Origin of the sequence: Paenibacillus sp. M2 (genome assembly GCF_046713495.1) — a bacterium.
Taxonomy (GTDB): domain Bacteria; phylum Bacillota; class Bacilli; order Paenibacillales; family Paenibacillaceae; genus Paenibacillus; species Paenibacillus amylolyticus_B.
In genome coordinates, this window is the sequence record NZ_CP169648.1 from 7,181,056 (window position 1) to 7,203,094 (window position 22,039).

The following is a 22,039-nucleotide window of genomic DNA, read 5'->3' on the forward strand; positions in this document are numbered from 1 at the left end:
TCTTTCTCTTTATATATTGGAGAATTGGAAAATCAATTTATAGCCATCAAACGTATGCCCGTACATTTCCCGATAGTTACCTTCGGTATAATTAGCCACTGTTTTCCGCCAGAAAGATTGGCCAATCTTATTTTTCTCCGATGGATTGGTGAACAACTCCCAGTTTCCTTTAAACATTCCGAAGATCGTGGATGCCGCGTGTTCAGCAACGCCTACACCTCGAAACGGCTGCATCAGAAAGAAGTCATGTACAAAGAAATTCGTGCCTTGTGAACAATGTGGCGGAGTAGCTATGAACGCAAAACCTGCCGGTATGCCATCCACAATCATGAGGAACGGATAAAGACACTCCGGTTTTTCCCACCATATGTTCTGGACGTTATACTGATCCTGCAAAGTTATATAATCAGGACTTGGCTCATAAATGCCATGTTCGTTCGGGGTATGCTCTCCACCCAGACCATAATGTCCGGATAGATCATGAAGGTATAGCGGGTACATATTTTTAATCACATACGCCTCGTCTTTATTCGTTAATTTCACTTCTATATTCATATTATTCATATTCACCAACCTTACCAGATGATTTAAGGAGTTACTTCATGAACTCTCACCGCATAACCTTGTACCGTCAAATGAATTGTACGCGTAATTAACGACCTCGAATATGTAAAAAAGCTTTAATAACCATTCTTTACTCTTACAGGAAAAAGCCACATTCGATTGCTCGAACATGGCTTCTATAGTTTCATCCCTTTTTGCGATACACAATTTTCTTGATGCTATCGATGGATAAACAGTACTGGTCCGCAAGCTGATCAATGGTTGTTCCCGCAGCAAAAAGCTGGCGGATCTCGTCGTTCCGCTCCCGGACAATCCTTCTGCCGCCCGAGTTCTCGCCCCATTTCTTATAGGCATCCTTGGGCCTCGGAATATAGATCAGGCCTCCGGGGATATGACGCTGTATTTCTTCAAGCAATTCTTTCGGGAAGATTGTATCCGCATTAATATATTTCACGTTGCTCCACTCCTTAAAAGTTAAAATCTTTAAGGCAGCAGAGTCGTACAATGAACACATTGGATATGCACTACAATGATATGGCGGAAAAGAATTTCAAGCTCTATGCAAACAACCGCCGTTGTTCATCACATGGACTCTGCATAGAGCGGGTCGTTAAATTTATTATGAATCGAATCATGGTAGCCCCCCATTCAGTTAATCTTATTCGTGCTGAAGAACTTTTAACTATCCATTCCATAATAAGGTTTACTTTCCCAAATGGCAAAATCTACACGTCAAATTGGTAATACACCCCTGTTAATTCTTCTGAAACGCTCCATAGCTTGTTTGAAATATCAGCATTATATAATTTTTCGATAATCTTAGCGGTCTTGGGATAGCCCTTAGTACCGCCAATACCGCCAGGAGCTATATACTCTCCTCCCATAATCGTCGGATCTGTTGCAGCGTACAAGGTAGGTAATGCCCCCATGTGTGCAGGTTGACTAATGATTTTCAGAAGACTCCGCATGAATATATTCGCCTGTTTCCCCGAACCGAAGGAGAACAGATTGGTATTCGAAATTCCTGGATGAGCAGCGATACTCATAGAATCCATATGGGCGGAATTAAACTTATTCTGCAGTTCTCTTGCAAACATCAGATTGGCTAGCTTGCTTTGACTGTAGAACTTCATGGGATTATATCCTTTGGAGCCATCTAAATTATCAAAATCAATTGCACCATTACCAGCTGCCAAACTGCTTAGAGTAACCACTCTCGATTGCGGAGTAGAAATTAATCGAGGCAATAGCAGGCCCGTAAGTGCAAAATGCCCTAGATGATTGCTACCAAACTGCAACTCAAAGCCATCCTTCGTTAACTGGAACGGAGGGTTCATAATTCCTGCATTATTAACGAGAATGGACAAAGAATCATATTGCTCAAGAAAAGCGGCTGCGAACTTACGGATACTAGCTAAATCGCTGAGGTCGAGCTGCATAACGATTACCTCTCCAGCTACATGCACAGACTTTATTTTATTAGCTGCCTTTTCACCTTTTTCCAGATTACGAACTGCAAGGATAACTTTTGCGCCTTTTTCAGCTAACGCTAATGCCGTCTCATACCCTAATCCGCCGTTCGAACCTGTCACAATCACTACTTTATCGGATACAGTCGGGATGATGTCTTTAGTCCAAACTTCGCTCATTTGTCTACACACCTTTCTTATCTCTTCCTTGATACCCTAATATCCAGCGTTTGAAAGCTCTTATCCCCCACCATACTGACTTAAACTCCGTTCCAGCATTCCTCTAACCTGCTGTTGCAGTTCGAGCGGAGACACCACCTTCACTTCCGGCCCATAGGAGAGTAACTTTCGCGCTGTAAAAGAGAACTCCTCAAGCGGAACAAGTCCGCGCCACTCATGGCCTTCAACCGACTTGAACAACACATCTGACGCAGCAATCCTTGCTCCAAATTCCGTGAATTGCAGCACCACTTCTACGCTTGCTCTATCTTCTTTAGCATCTAGCCACGCCTTCAGGCTCGGAACAGATGCATCCACTGATTCCATAACCGTCAACTGCTGCATGCGATCCACCCGATACAATAATACGCGGTCCTTATTACGGGCTGGCATGTACCAATGTCCCTGCTCATAGTAGATGCCATAGGGGAAGACCTTGACTTTTTTACGCCCACTGCGGGCATGATACATAAATTCGATTTCTCTTTTTTCTACCGCTGCACCCAATATCACTGTTGTTAAATGCTCTGCATGCTCACCGGGATGCTGGACAAAGGTGATATGCTCCCTCATTCGCATAATCAGATCCTGTACATCTTCGGGCAAAGTAGAGAAATACTGCTCAGCCAGATGTTCACGCATCGATCCATACGGAAAATCCGGGACCTGCTGTAGATATTCCAGCATCATAAACAGCCCTAATGCCTCCTGCTGCGTGAATTGAAGAGGTGGCAAAATTCGATTGGGCAACACCCGGTATCCACCGTTCACGCCAACTTCTGTGTACAAAGGAAAACCCAGCGCCTGCAATGCATCCAGATCCCGCTGGATCGTACGAACCGAGACGTCGAACCGTTCTGCCAGTTCCCGAGCAGTGAATTTCTGTCTGGAATCCATCAGACGCATGATAGCCAGTTTCCGATGGTTCATGAATTCAACATCCTAACTACGTCAACTTTTGTCATAGTTAAAGTGTATCATACATTGTAGAAGGGAGCGATGAACATGTCTGATAACAAAACAATTTTGTACATTGCTATGAGTTTGGATGGATATATCGCAAGACTGGATGGTTCGGTCGATTGGTTATTTGATGTGGAGGGTGACGGAGGAGATAACGGATATGCTGCCTTTTATGAAACGATCGGTAGCGTTGTTATGGGACGTTATACGTATGAAGAGGTGCTCACACTTTCCGAAGATTTCCCCTATGCGGATCGGCCAACATATGTGCTTTCTCGCTCGGAACAGCCGCCCGCTCCACATGTACAGTTTACAACCGAGACAGTAGATACGCTCATTCCCCGGTTAAAGCAAACTTCTGATGGAGACGTGTGGGTTGTGGGTGGCGGAATACTGGTTCAAGCTGTGTTAGCAAAAAAATTGCTGGATGAGATTGAAGTCGCCATCATTCCCAAAATTCTTGGTGAAGGCATTCCCTTATTCCCGAAAGGCACTGTGCCAAGCCAATTCAAAATGATCCGAACCCAGACGCTGGGACAGATCATTTCAATTCGTTATGAGGTACAGAACAGCGGCACAACGGACACACCCTCGAATGTCTAGATAAGTAGAAAAGGAAAAAGACCATTCTTATGATGAAGGGACCTCATAAAGTTAGACACCATCTAACTATTCGGGTACATTTCATGAAAGAGTGGTCTTTCCATTACTATATTTCAAGCTATCCTATCATTCCTCGTACATATTCCGCTAACACCTCTGCCGTCCTACGGTGAGATAACTCGCCTGGATGGGTGCGTGCCCCTACCGTCTCTTCGGTTGTATCAGGAAGCTGGATAATCGTAACCTTACGATCTCCTGTCCCCTTTGTATACGCATCAATCGCACGGTAGATGGCGGGCATCATGGGAAAACCAAGCATGCCATAAGCCCATACGAGATGTGCCGCCGGATTGTTTTTCCGAAGTTTGAACAGGAACTGTTCCACCGCTTTCTCAAAAGCAGCCAGATCCTCTTCATGATACGTACCGTCTTCGTTCAAACGTTGCTTGTACACCTTGCCCGTGTCGGGGTCTTTCCACTCAGGTGACTGAAATGCACCCCCATCATTGCTGCCCAGGTTCACGACTACCACATCCGGCTGCCAGGAACCAAAATCATGCTGATCTCCTGCGCCTAGCGCATCGTTACGTTCACCAGTAAGCAAGCCACAGACCTGTTCGTAATACTCGGGGATGTTCCCTTTTGGATTGTTATCCCAACTTGTCAGCACACCCCAGCCACTTTGCGAGATGACCCGATATTCTGCATTTAATGCCTCTGCTGTCATAAACGTATAATTATGTATGGCGCTGAACCACATCGGAATCCAATCTTCCTCCGCTTTTGCTCCAATCGCACCTTCGCCAGATGTAATACTGTCACCAATGAACTCGATCTTGTACGGTTTTTCCTGCACAGGCAGGAACGCTCCATCGGATTTCACCGCATGAATCTGCAAGGCACAACCCGGGTCACCACTCATCGCTTGAACATCCTTTACGATCCGTACATTCTTCACCACATCTGCGTTCATGCCCCGGAATACACAGACCCAGTACCTTCCCACCGTTAACATCTGTCTGCTCACCGGAACACCGTTGATCAGAATGCTGATCCATGACTCATACATGTCATACTGTGACTCTACTTCAACCCATAGTTCGGAGCCCTGTACATTGAGTTCGACTGCACTCCCCGTCCAAAATAACGTCAACGGCGATCGCTCTTGAGTCGTTCTACCATGTACTTTAAGATTTCCGATCTTAGGCAGAGCATATACCTTTAAATTCTCATTAGATATCACGGTGCAAACCTCCTACGTTTGGCTCAAATTATAAGCAGGCTCTCTACATGTCTCGGATGTACGCTTAACTGATATTATGCAACTTTTGGAGCGCTTCCTTTTTGTTTTTCAAAAAGAAAACATGCTTGCCATTGTTGCACTCATAGATGAAATCTCTCAGGCTCTTGCTGTTATGTTCTTCGAAATCTCCCACAATAGCAAGCTTAACATGATAGTTCACGTACTTCTGCAAAATCTCGCCTGCAAGTTTGGTTTTCAGTTCGAAGAACTCTTCCGTGATGTTCGATTTGTCGATAATGAGTTTATCAGCATCATCGGTATACCTTACCGAAGCCATCAAATCCAGTGCATCTTGAGCATTGTTGATGACGATGCCATCACTTTCAATAATGGCGACCTTGGAATTGCCTTATCGTCTCCATATAGAACACATGCAGCACACTCCGGCTTACCACATCATCATCCACGATCATGATAGAAAGTGTCATCGACATCGGCCCCCTTGATCAGATTCATTTTGGGAATAGCTATAACAAATGTTGTCCCTGTCTCTCCCGAAGACGCCGACTCTACCTTAATTTGTCCCGCCAACGACTGGACGATATCACGCACATGGGACAGGCCAATGCCCGTCGCGGCAATGCCAACTTCATTGAACTTGGTTGTGTAGCCCGGTTCGAAGATGACATCCCGTTTGGCTTCAGGTACACCTTTTCCAGAATCCATCACGACGCAATACACGTTTTCTTCCTGTTCATACACACGAATTCGGATCGTCCCGTCATGCTCAATCGCTTCTACCGCATTGGCAATCAGGTTATTCATTACCGTGAGAAGAGGAATGTAATACGGAGACTCACAATCATACTGTTGCTCAATATCGATCTCGACCTGCTTATGCAGCATTTCGCTATATTTTCGATTTGCTTTGCTGGCAAAGTTCAGTACTTCAGACAGGCTCATGTTAACCGCTTTTTCGTTATCATACAGCTTCAGCAGACCCGCGAGAATACGTTGTGAATCCTTCTTCACTTCATGAATCTGTTGAGCGATGCCCAGGGTACGCTGACTGTATTGATTCATGTCCTGCTCCCGGAGATCGCGATATAGATCATAGCTGTCTGCCGTAATGCCTTCGATCGTATTCATCGCTTTCTTCAGATAAAAGACCTCGCTATACAGACCCGAGTTCACACTCAGCATCTGCTCCATCCGCTTCTCCTGCTCTGCATGTAAAAGCCGCATCTGCCTCACCGCAATGCTGTTATATAGCCCAATCACAAAGTAACTTCGCAGACCACCTACCACAAGCAGATACAACCATTCCTTCATATAAAAGATATTGGTCCCGCTTAACATTCCGCGAAAAAGAAGCTCAACAAGATTAGAGGAGAAATCGATACATGTGATTAACCCGCCGAGCAGAAGAGGCTGTATCTCATGGAATCGATGCTTGAATTTGCTAAGCCCATAGGCAAAGACCACATAATATACACCTGCCCCCAGATTGTCCCGCATGCTTTCCAGTATGGAGACGGTCTGTACATGATTGATGAGATCTGCCGACTGAAACAGCAAATTCGCGATGCCTGTCAGGATCCCTGTCTTCACATAAGACAAGTGTGGCATGATCATCAGCAGAAATAAAAGGATGCTAACCCCCAGCCCAATTCGGAAGTAATCTTCCCGGAACGGATTTATCTTGAATTGCGCCCCTACCGCTGTGGCAAAGGCAATGGCCGTCATCTGTACATTTTCATTTTTGACCCAATTGCGCATCGATCTCTTCACCCACTATAACAACGTTTAGCGCCTACCGCCGGAACCCGCGCTTCTAATGTTAAACATACTAACATATGAAAGATGCATTAGAAATAATTAAAAATAAGGACTGGATGCGCAAGCAAAACAAAAGGCCGGAAGTCTTCACTTCTGCGGCCTTTTCCTTATATCTTATCCGGAATATCAAATGATACCATCGTGCCCTCACCCGGCTCACTTACGATCGACAATCCCCGACCATACCGTTGCAGCAATCTGCGGTTTGTATTCACAATGCCTATTCCGCCTTTTCCACCTGGCGTAGCATGTAGCAGTTCTGCAACCTTCTCCGGTTCCATACCTTTGCCATTATCCTTCACCTCAATACGGGTATAACCCTCATGACGAGTGATGGATAGGCATAACGTACCGCCTACATTGCGGCTTAATAGACCGTGTCTGACGGCATTTTCAATCAAAGGCTGAATTGATAACGGCGGGAGAAGCAACGGAAGGTCCGGCTCTACGTTTAATACCACCGACAATCGATCTTCAAATCGTGTTTTTTCAATATAAAGATAGGCTTCAACGAGTTCCAGCTCATATGATAATTTCACCAGTTCCCCTGTGTTGAGATAGTTGAAGCTGATCCGTAAATAGGATGAAAAAGCTTCACCAAGCTTTCGCATATGCTCTGTATCAATATCACTTAAGACCATAAGTGAATTCAGCGTATTGAACAGGAAGTGAGGCTGAATCTGAGCCTGCAAATAAGCGGCCTCCATGCGCAGGCGCTCTTGGATAGACTGGTTTAACAAGGTCAATGCACGTATCCGATATTTCAGTTCCACCGCATCTACAGGCTTCGTGACATAATCATTGGCCCCGGATGCAAACCCCGTGTAGATATCTGGCGGCTGACTTCGTGCCGTCAACAGCAGCACAGGAAGCTCAGACATCGAGAACTGTTCCCTCACCTTCTGGGTTAACTCATAGCCAGACATATTGGGCATCATCACATCTGTAATGAGCAGATCCCACTGACGTGTGCCGAGCAACTCCATCGCTTCCTGACCCGAACCTGCTGTAGTTATATCATATGGTTCCGTCGAAAGAATGCTGACCAACACATCCAGATTCACCGGATCATCATCCACAGCCAGAATGGTAGCTCTCCCCTCTTTTAACAACGGAGCCATCTCTGCCGTCGCCAAGGCTTCCGCGTCCCCCATACCTTGGCGGGGTAACAGGAATCCGCCAGGTGCATCTTCCATCATCTCGGCGGCCTGTTCCCATATCAGGGGAAGTTGTGACTGAGCCTGATCGGCGGCTTCATCCGCGAGTGGCAGATCGAAGCTGAATACCGAGCCCGTTCCGAGTTCCGAGCGAACCGTAAGTGCCCCGCCGTGCAGTTCTACGAGCTCTTTGCAGATGTTCAGTCCAAGCCCGATGCCTTGTCCATCACTGATTCCATACGACCCTTGTTCATACGGAAGGAAAATACGCATCCGTGTATCCTCATCCATGCCAATGCCTGTATCCGTCACATGAATCAGAGCATGTCCTTCACAAATTTCGGCACTTACGGTTATCGTTCCTTCCTCTGTATGTTTAAGCGCGTTATGCAGCAGATTATACAAAATCTGAACGAGCCTTTCTTCATCAGCCATGACCAGTGGGAACGATTCCGGAATCTCCATATGAAGGTGGACTGGTTTTCGTTCTGCCATGAATTGCAGCATGGCGATAATGCCAGGCACAACCGACTGTATGGAAAGAGGACTCTGACGCAACACAATGCGGTGCTCCTTCAGTCGGACTACATCCAGTAGATCACCAAGGAGATGCGACATCCGTCGACCGATCGTAACCAGCAACTCCATATCCTCCAGGCTCCGTTCATCCAACCGGTTTTTCTCTCGGGTGACCACGTTGTGAGCGATGTTAATGATCCCGTGCAGTGGGGTCCGCAGTTCATGTGATGTATTCGCCAAGAATTGATCTTTAATTTTGTCACCCTTCTGCAGTTCTGTATTCAGCTTCATATTCTCTTTGGCATTCCTGAAGTATTTCTTGAACCAATAGGCGGAGAAGCCGGTAATGGCAAAGATGATGTCAATAGGGTAATAGACTGTTGTCACATCTCTGGCTGTCTCGGCCACACTCCATAACAGGTTGGATGTAATACCTCCTGCAGTAAGCAGCAGAAAAACAATATCCCGGTCTGCCTGTTTCCTGAAGATCATCGTTCCGACAATATATAGAAACCAGATCAGGGATACAAGAAAGAATAGGTTAATGAAGTTGTAATGGATCATGGCATATGTAATATGAATGGGCACCACCACAATCACGGCCGTATAGATCAAGGTCATGACAACATGCCACTTTAGCCATGCCTTTCGTAGATGAACCATCGTTAATCTCTGGAATAACAGCAGGATACAAGCATTTTGCAGCAATAATGAGATCAATCGAATTTTAATGCCCCAGGTATAATTAATTGGAAGCCATAACATCAAAATATTATCATGACCCATCGTAACCGTGATGCCAACAGTTAAAGTTAATACGGCTCCAACCAGCAAGGATCGTTCCTGCCGATTAAATGCGTAAAGAATACAGGCATACATGCCGTGAAGGAGCAAAATCAGAAAGATGACCAGCTGAAAACCAATGGAGTACCACCGCGAGTAATCAACAGCTGCCTGTGAGCCAAAGCGAACAGGTTTGCTAATTCCACCCATATACGGGCTGTCGTAATTGGCTACGCGAATCAGTAGTTCAATGGAGGTTGTTCCTTCCTGATCGTAGGTCACTGTATATGAAGTACTCCCGGGTATATATGTAATGCTATCCGAGGAGACCTCACCTGTGCCCCCGTTGGCGTCTCCGTTCAACTCAATCTCGGATGAACTTCGAATCCCCTTGAACCAGAAGGTAACGGGCGTCTGAAGTGGGTCTGTCAAAATACGCAATCGATACGTTCCATAACCGTACGAACTCTCATGTTCCTGATTCTGTGCACTCCCCCAGTCTCCTGGGACCTGAACACTCTTCGCACCGCCTTCCCTCTTGGAAATATCTTGCAGGGTCAGTAATTTGTCCGGGTAAAGTTCCCATTCCCCGTTCAAGTACATAACAGGGGACTGATCCAGATCCACATCTCTCAGATCAAGCACCCCGTTAACGGCGCGATGCTCATCTACTGTGTTGAATAACTCTGACCATACCGAGCGCATGCCAAGTAACACTCCAAAAATGATTAGCATGATGATCAAATATTTGTAACGGTCCATACGTTTTGTTTGAAGTAATTTCATTAATTATTTTTTCATGACTTTGGTTAAACCGAGCTTCCAGTCCTGATACCATTCGGTAATGTCCTCACTGATCGGTATCTCCAAATCTTGCTCCATTCTGGTGGTTAAGAGACGATACTGCTCCTCTACACCGAGATCGTTGTGCATTTCATCATATAACTTCATTAGCATATAATAACTTTCTTCTTCATCCGGAAGCATATGCTGGATACGTTGTGTACTCTCGATCACTTTTTCCACCAGCCCATGCTGCTGGTAATACAAACTTAGTTGTCTCATATGATACAGCCACAGATAGCGTAATCTTTCCCGCTCAGGTTCAGCCCACATGTATTCATAATTGCCAAGATAGGTACCCTTATATAGATGAAGCGCTTGCTCATAGGCATGAACGGTACTTGCGTCTACAACTTTCCATTGCCTGATTTCCCGTTCCCACTGCTCACTATCCAACTGAGCCTCACCCAATTCGAGTCGATAGCCTGCCTCCAGGTGTCCACTCTGAATCTTGATCATATCCATATTGCAAGTTTTCAGGGTTTGGCGGACATGATAAATCGCAGTGTAGAGTTGGTGTGCCGTCTTTTCCTCTTCCATTCCCGGCCACAGAAGCTCCAGCAGAACACTGCGATGGACGACCTGGTTCCGGTGGTGAAGCAAGTATGCAAACAGCTCCTGCGCCTTGCTTGTACGCCATTTGGCAACCTGGATATCCTTTCCTGGAAGCTTAAACTGAATCTGATTAAAACAGCAAATTAAAGGTGCGTTTGTATCCTTTGAATGCTGCTCCCGTTTTACGCTCAGTTTCTCTCTTACGCGGCTTACCGTCTGCTTCAATCGATCCTTTTGGATGGGCTTCATCACATAATCCAAAGCCTGTAATTCGAAAGCATGCACCGCATATTGATCGTAACTGGTCACAAATATAATTTCGGTGCCCGGTGTTGCCGTCTGAATCTGTCTTCCCAGATCCATACCATCCATCTCCGGCATATGAATATCCAGAAATACAACATCAGGACGGTGCTCCACAATACCCGCCACAGCCTCTGTTGGATTCATATATGTAGCAATAATTTCAATGCCGCTTACTTCTTTTTCTAGTGATTTTTGAAGGCCTATCAACGCTAGACGTTCGTCGTCAACCAATATCACTTTCACAGGAGCTTCCTCCTCGACCCTGAGGCCTTGAGATGTATTTTTTCACTATTATATCATAGGCATTTTAAGTATTTAGCGTTCTTAGTTATCCATTTTTAATTTTTAGCAATTTAATTGTATAATACTAAATAGAAGACAGGTTATCAGATCCGGTCTTGGAAGAGAGGAAGGTACCATATGTCAGATGTTAATCAAAGCTTTGCGCAAGCCCTTGTCAAATCATTAGTAGGGGAACGTGGCCACATCCGCATCGCCCGTGCTCTACCCGACATCGATGTCACACTTGCTGCTCGTACGCACGATGCCATGCCATATACGATCTATCAGTTGGTGAAGCACATGCATTATTGGCAGCAATTTATGCTCGACCACTTGGAAGGACGCAAGCCACAGCTCCCTGCTAACGTGAGTGAGAGCTGGCCTGAGGAGAAGGGCCCACAGGATGAAGCCACGTGGAAGGCAGATATTCAGGCATTCTTGGATGGGGTTGATCAAGCCGTAGCCATTGCAGAAACGGCACAATTGGATGATCCACTGCTCTATTTCCCGGGTGAAACTAAAGCAGGACTTCTGCGCAATATCGCCTCCCATAACTCGTACCATCTGGGTGAGATTGTTCTGCTGCGTCGCTTCTACGGCGCATGGCCGCCTCCAGGTGGCGGATATCCGGCGTAAACCATCTCCACAACAGATCTATTGAACGAATATACAGACACATCTAAGCTGTGAAAGGACGATTGTTCCTTTTACAGCTTCTTGTGGTTATAGGCAAGTACCATCCATTGAAGTGCCAATTATAATGCTCATGTCCTGCTCCAGGCTCATATATTACTTCAAAGTACGTATATGACTTTGAGGTGCGTACTTCTCATCCTTCTTTTTCTGACCCACAATATGAACAGAAGAAGAGAGGAGCATGTCCATTGAAACCCGAACAATCCGTTACCCGTTACACCGCACTTGTCATTGGTGCTGGAGGCGTCATTGGAAGAAACCTTATGGATTATCTGATGACACTTCCCGAGTGGAATGTCATTGGTGTATCTCGCCGCGGAGGGGAAGATGCCCCTAGGTTGCGTTATATATCAACTGATTTACTGAACGAAGCAGACACACAAGACAAACTGAGCCATTTAACGACCGTTACGCATATTTTCTACGCCGCGTATCAGGATCGTCCAACCTGGGCCGAATTGGTACAGCCCAACTTGGCCATGCTCGTCAATGTGGTGAATACCATCGAATCGATCGCTCCAAATCTCCAACATATTAGCCTAATGCAAGGTTATAAAGTGTACGGTGCACATCTGGGGCCATTCAAAACACCTGCCAAAGAAACGGACGCATATCATATGCCCCCTGAATTCAATGTCGATCAGCAACGGTTTCTCGAAGATCGGCAACCCGGAAGCAGCTGGACCTGGTCCGCCCTGCGCCCTTCGGTGGTATGTGGCTTCGCTCTGGGTAATCCAATGAACCTTGCCATGGTTATTGGCGTATATGCGGCTATCTCCAAGGAGCTTGGTTTACCACTTCGATTCCCTGGGAAACCAGGAGCGTATCATTCGCTGCTTGAAATGACTGATGCCACATTGCTCGCTCATGCAACCGTATGGGCAGCAACCGATCCGCGATGTGCCAATCAAGCATTTAATATCACCAATGGCGATCTGTTTCGCTGGAATGAGCTCTGGCCCAAAATTGCTGCATTTTTCGAATTGGAAACCGCACCTCCACTCACCCTTTCACTTGCAACAGTGATGTCAGATAAAGAAGACCTTTGGAATTCCATGATCGAAAAGTATGGTTTGGTAAACAACCCTTATGATGATGTCTCTTCCTGGGCATTTGGTGACTTTGTCTTCTCGTGGGATTACGATTTCTTCGCAGATGGTTCCAAAGCTCGCCGCTTCGGATTTCATGATTTTATTGACACTGAGGCTATGTTTATGGATATTTTCAGAAATCTACGTGATCGCAAGATCCTTCCGTAACTTAGATAAATGCAGAATAAGCCGATTCCTGAATTCCAGAATCGGCTTATAGCAGTCACTCAACGGTCCGTAGTCGTTGGCGGCTTAAACAGAATTTTTCCTCGATCACCATAAACATTCTCCACGTGTATATCGCCCCATCTACACATTAGATGAAGAATCTCTTTAAGACTCCACCCATACGCTGTTAACTCATACTCCACTTTAGGCGGAACCTGGTGATGGGAAATTCGGACAATAACCCCCGCCTCCGTTAGTTCACCAAGTTGCTGCGTCAGCACTTTCTGGGTGATCGCAGGGATCAGTTTCATCAGCTCACCATTACGTTTCTTGCCAAAGGTAAGATGGAATAGAATAACAGGCTTCCACTTTCCCCCGATTACCTCAAGAAAAGCTTCAACTGCGGTGTTATATACTTTGAGCGGTTCCTCCATATCACCTTCGGTCTCCCTTCGAGTCTATTGCTCAATCTTCCCGATTCATCTTCTCAAAAATATGGACTAGTTGCGCTCGATCCTCTTCGTTTAATTTCTGGAATAAATTCTTACGCAGCTGCTGGCCCTCCAATATGGCTCTTCCGAGGACTTCGGTCCCTTTATCCGTAATGTTCAAATAAATAATGCGGCGGTCCGCTTCATCTACCATTCTGACGACTAGTTCCTTGGCTACCATCTTGTCCGATAAATAACTGAGTGTAGGCGGCGTGAACCCTAACATTTTTGCAATATCCGAAGGTCGGCTTTTTCCATTTTGATGGAGATGGCTGAGCACAAGCACATGAGAGACACCGAGGTCCTCATTGAATGATTTGTTCCATTGTATAATCAATTTGTTAGTGAAATTATCCATGTTGTGTATAAGCTCAAAAATGTTCTGTTCTTCCATTAGATCCTCCTCGAAAAAATAAACAACAGCCCTCATTTAACTTAAGGGCTGTCATCATTTTACACGCTATTGGGCTGAGTAGCCACCATCGATCACCAGTTCAGATCCTGTAATGTACGAAGAATCATCCGACGCCAGGAACAATGCGGCTCTGGCAATATCGATAGCCTGGCCCAGACGCTGCAAAGGCGTTGCCTGAATTAATCGTTCAAGCAGTTCCTTAGATGTGTTCAAGGATTGGGTCATTGGTGTTTCGATGATCCCAGGAAAAAGAGCATTCACCCGAATACCTTGACGTCCGAAGGTGGTCGCAGCAGCTTTGGATAATGCACGTACCGCGCCTTTGGACGCCGAGTAATGGTTAAAGCCTTGTCCAATCAAAGCGGTATATGATGAGATATTGACGATAGAACCTTTTTTCTGGGCTGCCATATAAGGAGTGACATGTTTCATGCCAGCGAATGGGCCGTAACCGTTAATGGAGAGCATTTTCTCCCAATCCTGTGCATTGATTTCCTCAAATGGCTTCTCCGAAGAAATGCCCGCATTATTGACCAGAATATCAATTTTCCCAAATCGTTCATTCACTACTTTCGCCAGTGCCTGCCAATCTTCATCCGAAGATACATTCAACTTCATTCCGTACACATTCTCTTTTTGGCTTACTCTCTCCAGTGCTTCCTCATTAATGTCTGCAGCAATGACGATGGCGCCTTCCTGTGCAAAAAGATCTACCATGCCCTCTCCGATTCCCGAGGCTCCGCCAGTAATAATAGCTACTTTATTATCTAATTTTCCCATGTGAATTGCTCCTAACGTATTTTATTTATTTGTAAGTAACAAGGGCTACTTTGTTTTTCATTCTTAACATGATGCGTAGCCCTTTCTTGAAGAAACCAAGGTATTTAGATATATAATATTTAGATGACTAAATATTATATATCTAAATACTAGCAAAGTAACTGCCTTAATGCAACGAGTACAGCTCTATATACTTATTTTGGATATCTTGGCGAAGCTAACGCAGTTAGTAAAAGCTCGGTTTGGGTGACATTTCCGACTTATCGCGCATAACTAGGCAACAAAAAGACTGCATCCGTCATGACGGATGCAGTCTTTTCAACGTTTCGTATAAAAAGAAGCCCATACCTTTACTTACAATGCACCTTTAAGGTTTGCAGGTTGATTTTCCTCATTCACCAGACCTTGAATAAAGGTTTCAAAATTGGGTGCAAGCCACGTAATCTTGTAGCTTTCTTTTTTATCCACATGAACAACCTCGGGCTCACCAGCATTGCCGGATTCACGATAATCCAGCATCACCACCTCCGAATCGGAAAGGCACTCACAGATAACAACACCGATTTCGGGGTAACCCCCCTGCTCGATAATAAACCGGCTGCCAGTTTCACCACCTAACGAATGTGCTTTCTCACGTCCAATTCCCAGTATTCCCTTGACCTCAACGCGGACTTTCTTGGCAGCCTCTGCTTGGCTAACCGGAAAATGCCTATAGTGGGGGACACCGCCATTATGTAATTTCATCATGTTAATATAGGATGTTGGCAGCTTAAACACCAACTGCTCCTCCACTGACTCGACCTGTTCATCGGTAGGCGGGGCCAACACATATTGATCCACGGCTTCAGCACTGTCATTCCAAAAACCTGTTGGTTCCAGATGGCTAACACTAACAGGTACGGTTGAGATCTCAGTAATAGATGGGACGGTATCCACCGATTCGTCTACGGATTCCTCTGAGGGTTCCTCCTCCATTTTACTTCGAATCCATTCCAGAAACTCCAGCGTATCTTCATCCTCAGGGTCCAATTCATCCGCTCTTTCGAACGCTTGCAGCGCATGCGCATATTGCTCGAGATAATAATAAGCCAGTCCAATCCGATAATGCCAGAGTGGGTCACCTGTGCCCTCTTTAGCAACCGTCAGGAATTGCTCAACCGCTTCATCATACCGTTCCAGGTTATTTAACGCTCGTCCCAAATGGTTAACCAGCTCATAATCCCTTTCTTCCACAGGAATCGCTTGAATTGCATCCACAATTTCCTGAAACTCATCTTCTTCATGCCACTCTTGCAATTGAACCAACAGATCGTCTCTCATTCTCTTTTCCTCCCCGTTCATTCACTCATGATTACGTATTGAAAATTATACCACTATCCGGATCACCATCTCCAGCAAAGCAAGATCCTTAGGGATATTATGAATTGATATCTTTTCATTTCCGATGACAAAGCTAAAAGAGGTAACCTGAACCCTGTTAAGAAAACCAGGCAGGTTACCTCTTTTATTCCTTCCACGATATTGCATTCTTCATTCAATTCAGTAACTCCACACAATCGTAAACCCATCCTGCACTTAACCAGTTCCCCAAATCACTGGAACCACTGATCGGCGTAATCTTGATAGTATTGGAACCATTCACGAAGTAAGATGCCGGGACATTCCAGCTGAACGTTGTGTTGTTGCCACGATAGGTACCAATCGTGAAGCTACGAGAATTGGGCTGTGAAGATGCAGCAGGATTGGTTAAAGCATGTCCATTAACCGTTACGCTAGGTCTGCCATTATTGTAAGCTGCGGTAATACCGATGTTGAGCGTATGAGAAGATGCCGCTTGAGATGCATTCACATTAAACGTTATTGTGGTTGGAGAATTCTGACCACGGAACTGGATTGCCGGGAATCGATTGGTCGCGCTACCGGTGGCATAGGTGACAGGTCCCCAGCTTGGGTTACGACTATCGGACGGGTGACGGATCGGAATGGTCTGTCCATTCAGGAACTCCCGTGGTGTACCATCCCAGTTGCCGATTCGCCAGATGTTGGAGGCTTGACTCGGATCATTGTTGATCGTACGTGTATTCAGAGTCGTCGTTTGGCCTGCCGTGACATTAACCGTTTCCGTATATACCGCCAGTTCTCCCTTATAGGCTGTCATGGTGTATGTCCCTGGGATCATGCTATATTTGGCGGCTGCCCCACTTGAAGAGGTACCCACCCAATACTGAGCATTACTATTGGCGAACCCAATTGTATATGCATAACCCGTATCCATTCCGGAGAGACCATTAAGCACTACGTTCCCTCGACTGGAAACCCAACCCTGCAAGTTCAGACCAGACATCCAGCTGAAGTCGGGTACACTTGGGGTACCACCTGTGGTGAAGATCAAAGCGTACGGCCCATGCAGACCCAGGCGCCAATTTTCCGTCTGTGCATGTCCCGAGTTCATATAATTATAGACTTCCGTCTCTGTTCCACTTTGGAACTGAATGTCACGGAAGAATGGGCCGCCAGAGCTTTTTTCCCGATTGCCGTAGGCCATAAATACACCGACGCCATTCCCCGTCACCCCACGAACAGATAAGTCTTTGGCCTGATCATTACCATAATATTTGGAGGCCGACTGTCCATTTGCAAACCCGAACACATCCTGACTTTCAATTGCTCCAGTGTTACCCCGGTTATTAGAATTCGCCGGAACACCTGTCAACACACTACCATTACCACGGAAAATGTACCGTAACTCTCCAATCGAAGGTTGAGCCGTGATATGCGTTGCCATGTATATGATGTTCTCGCCACCACGCGAAGCATAATAGTGAGTTAATGTGCTTGTAGATACCGTAATTAACACGGTCGATCCAGAAGGAGAGGTATTCCAAGTCACATTGGCGGATGAACCCAAACCTGACCCGATGTGCGACCCTCTGTTGCTGTTCAGCTCCGTACCGTTCATTTTGGCCGATATAATATCGCCATTGGTTTTATTCACCACATAGACTAATCCTGATCCGGTGTTTACTTCGATTCTTGTGCCGTTATCGGTCACATTTATGGTTGCCGCGTGTCCGGTAGATGCAGGGTATACAGCAGCTGTTGCAATCATGACGACAATTAAAAACAAACCAAGCGCCTTTCTCACTATACTTTTGGTCATGAGTAAATCCCTCCTTGGAACTCATTTAATAAAGCGCTTACATTACAATGTATAATAACTGACACTTCCGTCTCATATCTCTATGTCTGCTATGTGAGCCTGTCCATGATCAATGGAATGTTATGTCTACGTGCGTATAGAATAGAGTCATCACTTCATGTAAACCTGATCTCGCCACCCCCTTTTTTAAATCACTCTTCTACATAAAAGTATTCTTACAATTCCAATAAAATAATACCATTATATTACATATGTTCGCAATGAAAACGGCCCGTATATCTGATAGCAAATTCTGCATACAAAAAACGCAGCTTCAAAAAGCTGCGCCCGCAGTTATCAAACTAGAGACGTATCATCTCTTCCGAATAGGTATCCATATCTCACTTCTATATTGCTCTACAGTAACATTCTTGTGCTCATTCCATAGCATTTCCGGACCCTCACTCAGCTCATAGTCCGATGAAGGAAACCATTCCGCGTAGATCCGGCCCCACACCTCCTGAAGCGTACCAGGAAACGGACCCACGACAGTAAATACTGCCCACGTTGAAGCAGGAACCTCAAGCTGTGCCAAGCCCTCAGGTGCTTCTTTTGTCGTAGCTGCGCCAATGTAATGATCCAGTTCTCCCTGTTCTGCCATCCGCCTCTCACTGAAATGGGCCGAAGCACTGATTAAGCCCAGAGGCTGGACGTTCGATGCCCCCTTGATCGTATCAATCAATTCCGGTGTAAGACTCTGGTACATCGCAGCGATCTCCGGATTAACCCCGTTGAATACGATTGGCACCCTTTTACGAATACCCACGATTCGAAACGCCTCTTTATCTTCAATGCGGTAGTTCATTTCGCTTCCTCCTTGAATGGTCAGTTGAAATGTCATTCGTGGGAAGGCTTTAAGGGATGGACCATGGTTTCGTGCTTCGGAGGGCGTAGTGCCATGCATGCTTTGAAAAGCACGCGAGAAAGAATCCGGCGATGTATACCCGTATTTTAGTGCAATATCAATGATTTTGCTGTCACTGTGGCTTAACTCCATAGCTGCAAGTGTCAACCGGCGACGTCGAATATATTCCGAGAGCGTTACACCACTAAGAAAAGAGAACATGCGTGTAAAATGATATTCCGAGCAGCAGGCAATCCGGGAAATCTCCTTTATGTCCATGACATCCATCAGATGCTCCTCAATATAATTCAAGGCTTCATTTAACCGCCTCAGCGTATCCATATCATCCCTCCCACGTTAATTTAAGCTTAGCAAAGTCATTCTCTTTGCATCCGACATTACCTGCACCATTCTGTAGGCTCTTTGCATCTAAACAGAAAAAAAGAGCAGCATCAGCTGCTCTTTTCCAACCTTGATACTCACATAACGCCAGTATTTAAGTCAAACAGGTCAAACCAGATACTCCGCCATAATTTGCTCGATATCGTACGGTGTAACGCCTTGATCCACCGAATAGATTGTATCCGCCTGATCTATTGTATCCACCAGTTCTCCTCTAGCTTTGGCATGGAGCATGAACAAGTCATGCAGATCGGGTTTGCGTAAAGTCGTTAGTGCTTTACCCATCAGCACGATACCTTTCTGATTCCCCTCTACGTTATTGTGGTAGTCCGGATATCTGGTCAGTGCCAGGTCTGTCCAGATGACGGTGCGTTCGACCAGATCCATAATGACAGGGATCGCAATCTGCGTATCCGCTGTAATATCGATTTTGTTCGCTACGGTAGACGGTTCGAAAATCTCGCCAGACCCCGGCTTCTTCCTCATCATCCACCCTACAAAACATTCCGGCAGATCACAATACGGATGGCTGGTGAAGGAATGTAGTGTCGTCACCACATAACGTCCACCATAATTCACGATGGATGGAATATGCAGATCAATAAACTCACTTGCTCCGTTAGGTGCAGTCACGATATCTCCGCTATGGACAGCCTTATAGTTAGAGGATCGCAGATTCGTATAGGAAATATGCTCCACATAGTTCCAATCCTTATCATACATCACCGCAGACAAGTCAATGTCCACGCGCCCTGTAGACTTTCCATCCACGTTCCCCTCTTTCCACCAGTTGAAGAAACGAATGGTATCACCCTCTGCCATCGGCAAACGGCTTCCACGAACGATGGTATGCAGAGCCTTGCTCGCCGATCTCTGGGAAAAGGGTACCAGATAATCATGAAGCTGTGGATCGACATAAGTCTTCCCAAGCGTGGGAAGGGTTGCGAAGCGCTCTACTAGTGCCCGCTCGCACAATTGCACGACATCACGACACGTGGCTTCATCGATGTCTGGCAGCTCATTCGGAACAGCAAAAGCTTTGGCTACATTGCCTTTCGGGAAGAAGACACGCAGATCCTGCCGTTCATTACGCTGCGCAAAATGCTGTCTCACCTGTAATAACACCGGTGTGGATACCTGTGCAGTCACTTCACCAAAGGCCAGCAGGACATACGCTTCATCTTCGGTCATACGCAACATGTGATCCAGTCTTCTCGCGAATTCACCTGGACGCTGTGACAACAGATCGATCAGACTCCAGACATTCCGATATTGGAAGGCAAGCTCCACACTTCCGTTGAAGGTCGAATACGGTTTATTATTACGCAAAATATCAAAAGCCTCTTCGCATCGTGGATACCGAAGCTTATATTCCGAAGGATGCAGAATTTCGCCGAGACGAATCCAGCGATCTTTATAACGCAGCATATCCTCCGTGATGGAGCCACATTGCTCCAATAATCCGAGCAAAAGGCGTCTCTCACGGCGTTTGAATTTTCGGAAGGGAGAAGCCGCAGCGAGGCTGACATCACCATTCGACCAGGCAACAGCCAGACGCAGGACATCACTTGCCGTTTTGAAATACGAACCAATTCGGTCGATGTTCGCCTTTTCATGCTTCAACAGCGAGGCAACCACAAAGCCTACATTTTCTTTGAACGGAATCTCAGCGGGTAATAGCGCATCCACGTCTTCCGGGTCTGCGTGCTCCAATACCGTGTCGATATCCGCCTTGTCCGTTTCCGAGATGGAACCTTTTGCTTCAATGATCTGACGGATGAGCGTCTGGAATGCTTGTTTGTTTCCCAAACCAATGACTTTCAAGTACGTCTTCTCCAGCAAAGGCATTCTCTCCACAGATGGTTGATCCGGGTAGACCACAGTCAGGTTGGTCAGATAATGAATAATCGCATTGAGATATAACTCCGCCTCATCCGCTTGCATCACCTGCATCGGGAATCCTGCGTACATCGGTGTGTACTTCACATGTGCGCCGACCATAACTCTCAGATCAGCCACAAGTTGATGATATACTGCTTCAAACTGTTCCATGGACAGCTGCCTCATCGCCTGCATTAACTCACCCGAGAAGGTATATCCGAGTGCTTCAATATTTTTGAGGGCAGTCGCCAGATAAGTCTTCGGCAACTGTTGCTTCCCTTCATTAGGTTCAATGATAAGTTTGTTCGCTCTGCGCAAATAGATCGTATTGTTCATGATAAAAGAGTCCAGGAAAGCCACATCCCTATATAACATGAAAGGTTAGGGTTAGAAGGAAGGAATGTGATAGCCTGGACGCCTCCTCTCTGATAATGAAATCTTCAGGAGAGCTGCGACCCTATGATATCTCCAATGATTGTAGAAGGAAGGATCGCAATAGCCTGAAGGCCAGCCATTCGAAGTTTCTCACCCGAATCTCTGGTGAACCCATCATCTCAGATTCCACGATCTGCCAACAGGGCGAAAGTATTACGACACCCCATTGGAATTCTTTTTTATATCCACCAAAAGATATATGTGGTTTATGATCTTTACCAAATCCAGGGGGAGTGCTCAAAATTGTGTCGAATATAACGAAGAAGAACCCTAGAGAATGATGCAGAAACGA

Annotated in this window: 19 protein-coding genes; 3 read left to right on the top strand and 16 right to left on the bottom strand. The window is 45.9% G+C overall.

The features are described from left to right. Positions 1-9: 9 nt before the first annotated feature. The 4 genes from ACETMN_RS32620 to ACETMN_RS32635 form a co-directional block, all read right to left on the bottom strand. The gene (locus ACETMN_RS32620) at positions 10-564 is read right to left on the bottom strand and encodes a hypothetical protein (RefSeq protein ID WP_256974896.1); all 555 of its coding nucleotides are present in this window, start codon (positions 562-564) and stop codon (positions 10-12) included. A 184-nt stretch (positions 565-748) separates the two neighbouring features. Next, positions 749-1,018, bottom strand: a complete 270-nt coding sequence (locus ACETMN_RS32625; RefSeq protein ID WP_091012335.1) for a CD3324 family protein — start codon at positions 1,016-1,018, stop codon at positions 749-751. Positions 1,019-1,289: 271 nt separating this feature from the next. Beyond that, positions 1,290-2,213 (bottom strand): oxidoreductase, encoded by a 924-nt coding sequence (locus ACETMN_RS32630; RefSeq protein ID WP_091012333.1) that lies wholly within the window; start codon positions 2,211-2,213, stop codon positions 1,290-1,292. Between the two features lie 60 nt (positions 2,214-2,273). Then, complete coding sequence (locus ACETMN_RS32635) at positions 2,274-3,182, bottom strand: helix-turn-helix transcriptional regulator (protein WP_411735588.1); 909 nt, start codon at positions 3,180-3,182, stop codon at positions 2,274-2,276. 69 nt (positions 3,183-3,251) lie between these two features. Between ACETMN_RS32635 and ACETMN_RS32640 the strand changes: the two genes are divergently transcribed. Beyond that, positions 3,252-3,818, top strand: coding sequence for a dihydrofolate reductase family protein (locus ACETMN_RS32640; RefSeq protein ID WP_091012329.1), 567 nt, complete (start codon positions 3,252-3,254; stop codon positions 3,816-3,818). A 118-nt stretch (positions 3,819-3,936) separates the two neighbouring features. Here ACETMN_RS32640 and ACETMN_RS32645 read toward each other — a convergent pair whose 3' ends face one another. From ACETMN_RS32645 to ACETMN_RS32665, 5 genes are all read right to left on the bottom strand, one after another. Then, positions 3,937-5,061 carry an SGNH/GDSL hydrolase family protein gene (locus ACETMN_RS32645; RefSeq protein WP_091012327.1) on the bottom strand — a complete coding sequence of 375 codons (1,125 nt, stop codon included), beginning with the start codon at positions 5,059-5,061 and terminating at the stop codon, positions 3,937-3,939. Between the two features lie 64 nt (positions 5,062-5,125). Then, the gene (locus tag ACETMN_RS32650) at positions 5,126-5,452 is read right to left on the bottom strand and encodes a DUF4180 domain-containing protein (protein ID WP_091012326.1); all 327 of its coding nucleotides are present in this window, start codon (positions 5,450-5,452) and stop codon (positions 5,126-5,128) included. Positions 5,453-5,520: 68 nt separating this feature from the next. Further along, positions 5,521-6,852: an ATP-binding protein gene (locus tag ACETMN_RS32655; protein ID WP_411735589.1), complete on the bottom strand. Its 1,332-nt coding sequence runs from the start codon at positions 6,850-6,852 to the stop codon at positions 5,521-5,523. Positions 6,853-7,007: 155 nt separating this feature from the next. Next, positions 7,008-10,145 (bottom strand): ATP-binding protein, encoded by a 3,138-nt coding sequence (locus ACETMN_RS32660; RefSeq protein WP_411735590.1) that lies wholly within the window; start codon positions 10,143-10,145, stop codon positions 7,008-7,010. 3 nt (positions 10,146-10,148) lie between these two features. Continuing rightward, complete coding sequence (locus tag ACETMN_RS32665) at positions 10,149-11,306, bottom strand: response regulator (RefSeq protein ID WP_411735591.1); 1,158 nt, start codon at positions 11,304-11,306, stop codon at positions 10,149-10,151. A 177-nt stretch (positions 11,307-11,483) separates the two neighbouring features. On the opposite strand from ACETMN_RS32665, the gene ACETMN_RS32670 reads away from it, so the two are divergent. Both ACETMN_RS32670 and ACETMN_RS32675 read left to right on the top strand, forming a co-directional pair. Then, positions 11,484-11,981 carry a DinB family protein gene (locus ACETMN_RS32670; RefSeq protein WP_091012319.1) on the top strand — a complete coding sequence of 166 codons (498 nt, stop codon included), beginning with the start codon at positions 11,484-11,486 and terminating at the stop codon, positions 11,979-11,981. Positions 11,982-12,229: 248 nt separating this feature from the next. Next, entirely contained in the window at positions 12,230-13,300 is a 1,071-nt protein-coding gene (locus ACETMN_RS32675) for an SDR family oxidoreductase (protein ID WP_411735592.1), read from the top strand. Between the two features lie 59 nt (positions 13,301-13,359). Here ACETMN_RS32675 and ACETMN_RS32680 read toward each other — a convergent pair whose 3' ends face one another. The 7 genes from ACETMN_RS32680 to ACETMN_RS32710 all read right to left on the bottom strand — a co-directional run bounded on the left by ACETMN_RS32680 (position 13,360) and on the right by ACETMN_RS32710 (position 21,648). Then, entirely contained in the window at positions 13,360-13,734 is a 375-nt protein-coding gene (locus ACETMN_RS32680) for a winged helix-turn-helix transcriptional regulator (RefSeq protein WP_047840975.1), read from the bottom strand. 31 nt (positions 13,735-13,765) lie between these two features. Further along, positions 13,766-14,185, bottom strand: a complete 420-nt coding sequence (locus tag ACETMN_RS32685) for a MarR family winged helix-turn-helix transcriptional regulator (protein ID WP_411735593.1) — start codon at positions 14,183-14,185, stop codon at positions 13,766-13,768. A 66-nt stretch (positions 14,186-14,251) separates the two neighbouring features. Beyond that, complete coding sequence (locus ACETMN_RS32690; protein ID WP_091012312.1) at positions 14,252-14,986, bottom strand: SDR family NAD(P)-dependent oxidoreductase; 735 nt, start codon at positions 14,984-14,986, stop codon at positions 14,252-14,254. Positions 14,987-15,340: 354 nt separating this feature from the next. Next, positions 15,341-16,306 carry an SMI1/KNR4 family protein gene (locus ACETMN_RS32695; RefSeq protein WP_411735594.1) on the bottom strand — a complete coding sequence of 322 codons (966 nt, stop codon included), beginning with the start codon at positions 16,304-16,306 and terminating at the stop codon, positions 15,341-15,343. A gap of 214 nt (positions 16,307-16,520) precedes the next feature. Next, complete coding sequence (locus tag ACETMN_RS32700; protein WP_411735595.1) at positions 16,521-18,146, bottom strand: rhamnogalacturonan lyase B N-terminal domain-containing protein; 1,626 nt, start codon at positions 18,144-18,146, stop codon at positions 16,521-16,523. Positions 18,147-18,498: 352 nt separating this feature from the next. Beyond that, on the bottom strand, positions 18,499-19,371 hold the full coding sequence (locus ACETMN_RS32705; protein WP_091012307.1) for an AraC family transcriptional regulator: 873 nt from the start codon (positions 19,369-19,371) through the stop codon (positions 18,499-18,501). Positions 19,372-19,539: 168 nt separating this feature from the next. After that, the gene (locus ACETMN_RS32710; protein WP_091012305.1) at positions 19,540-21,648 is read right to left on the bottom strand and encodes a TerD family protein; all 2,109 of its coding nucleotides are present in this window, start codon (positions 21,646-21,648) and stop codon (positions 19,540-19,542) included. Positions 21,649-22,039 lie beyond the last annotated feature (391 nt).

Coding starts and splice junctions, on each gene's coding strand:
- ACETMN_RS32620 (WP_256974896.1), bottom strand. CDS start 564: ATGAATAATATGAATATAGAAGTGAAATTAACGAATAAAGACGAGGCG.
- ACETMN_RS32630 (WP_091012333.1), bottom strand. CDS start 2,213: ATGAGCGAAGTTTGGACTAAAGACATCATCCCGACTGTATCCGATAAA.
- ACETMN_RS32635 (WP_411735588.1), bottom strand. CDS start 3,182: ATGAACCATCGGAAACTGGCTATCATGCGTCTGATGGATTCCAGACAG.
- ACETMN_RS32640 (WP_091012329.1), top strand. CDS start 3,252: ATGAACATGTCTGATAACAAAACAATTTTGTACATTGCTATGAGTTTG.
- ACETMN_RS32660 (WP_411735590.1), bottom strand. CDS start 10,145: ATGAAATTACTTCAAACAAAACGTATGGACCGTTACAAATATTTGATC.
- ACETMN_RS32670 (WP_091012319.1), top strand. CDS start 11,484: ATGTCAGATGTTAATCAAAGCTTTGCGCAAGCCCTTGTCAAATCATTA.
- ACETMN_RS32680 (WP_047840975.1), bottom strand. CDS start 13,734: ATGGAGGAACCGCTCAAAGTATATAACACCGCAGTTGAAGCTTTTCTT.
- ACETMN_RS32685 (WP_411735593.1), bottom strand. CDS start 14,185: ATGGAAGAACAGAACATTTTTGAGCTTATACACAACATGGATAATTTC.
- ACETMN_RS32690 (WP_091012312.1), bottom strand. CDS start 14,986: ATGGGAAAATTAGATAATAAAGTAGCTATTATTACTGGCGGAGCCTCG.
- ACETMN_RS32695 (WP_411735594.1), bottom strand. CDS start 16,306: ATGAGAGACGATCTGTTGGTTCAATTGCAAGAGTGGCATGAAGAAGAT.
- ACETMN_RS32700 (WP_411735595.1), bottom strand. CDS start 18,146: ATGACCAAAAGTATAGTGAGAAAGGCGCTTGGTTTGTTTTTAATTGTC.
- ACETMN_RS32705 (WP_091012307.1), bottom strand. CDS start 19,371: ATGGATACGCTGAGGCGGTTAAATGAAGCCTTGAATTATATTGAGGAG.
- ACETMN_RS32710 (WP_091012305.1), bottom strand. CDS start 21,648: ATGAACAATACGATCTATTTGCGCAGAGCGAACAAACTTATCATTGAA.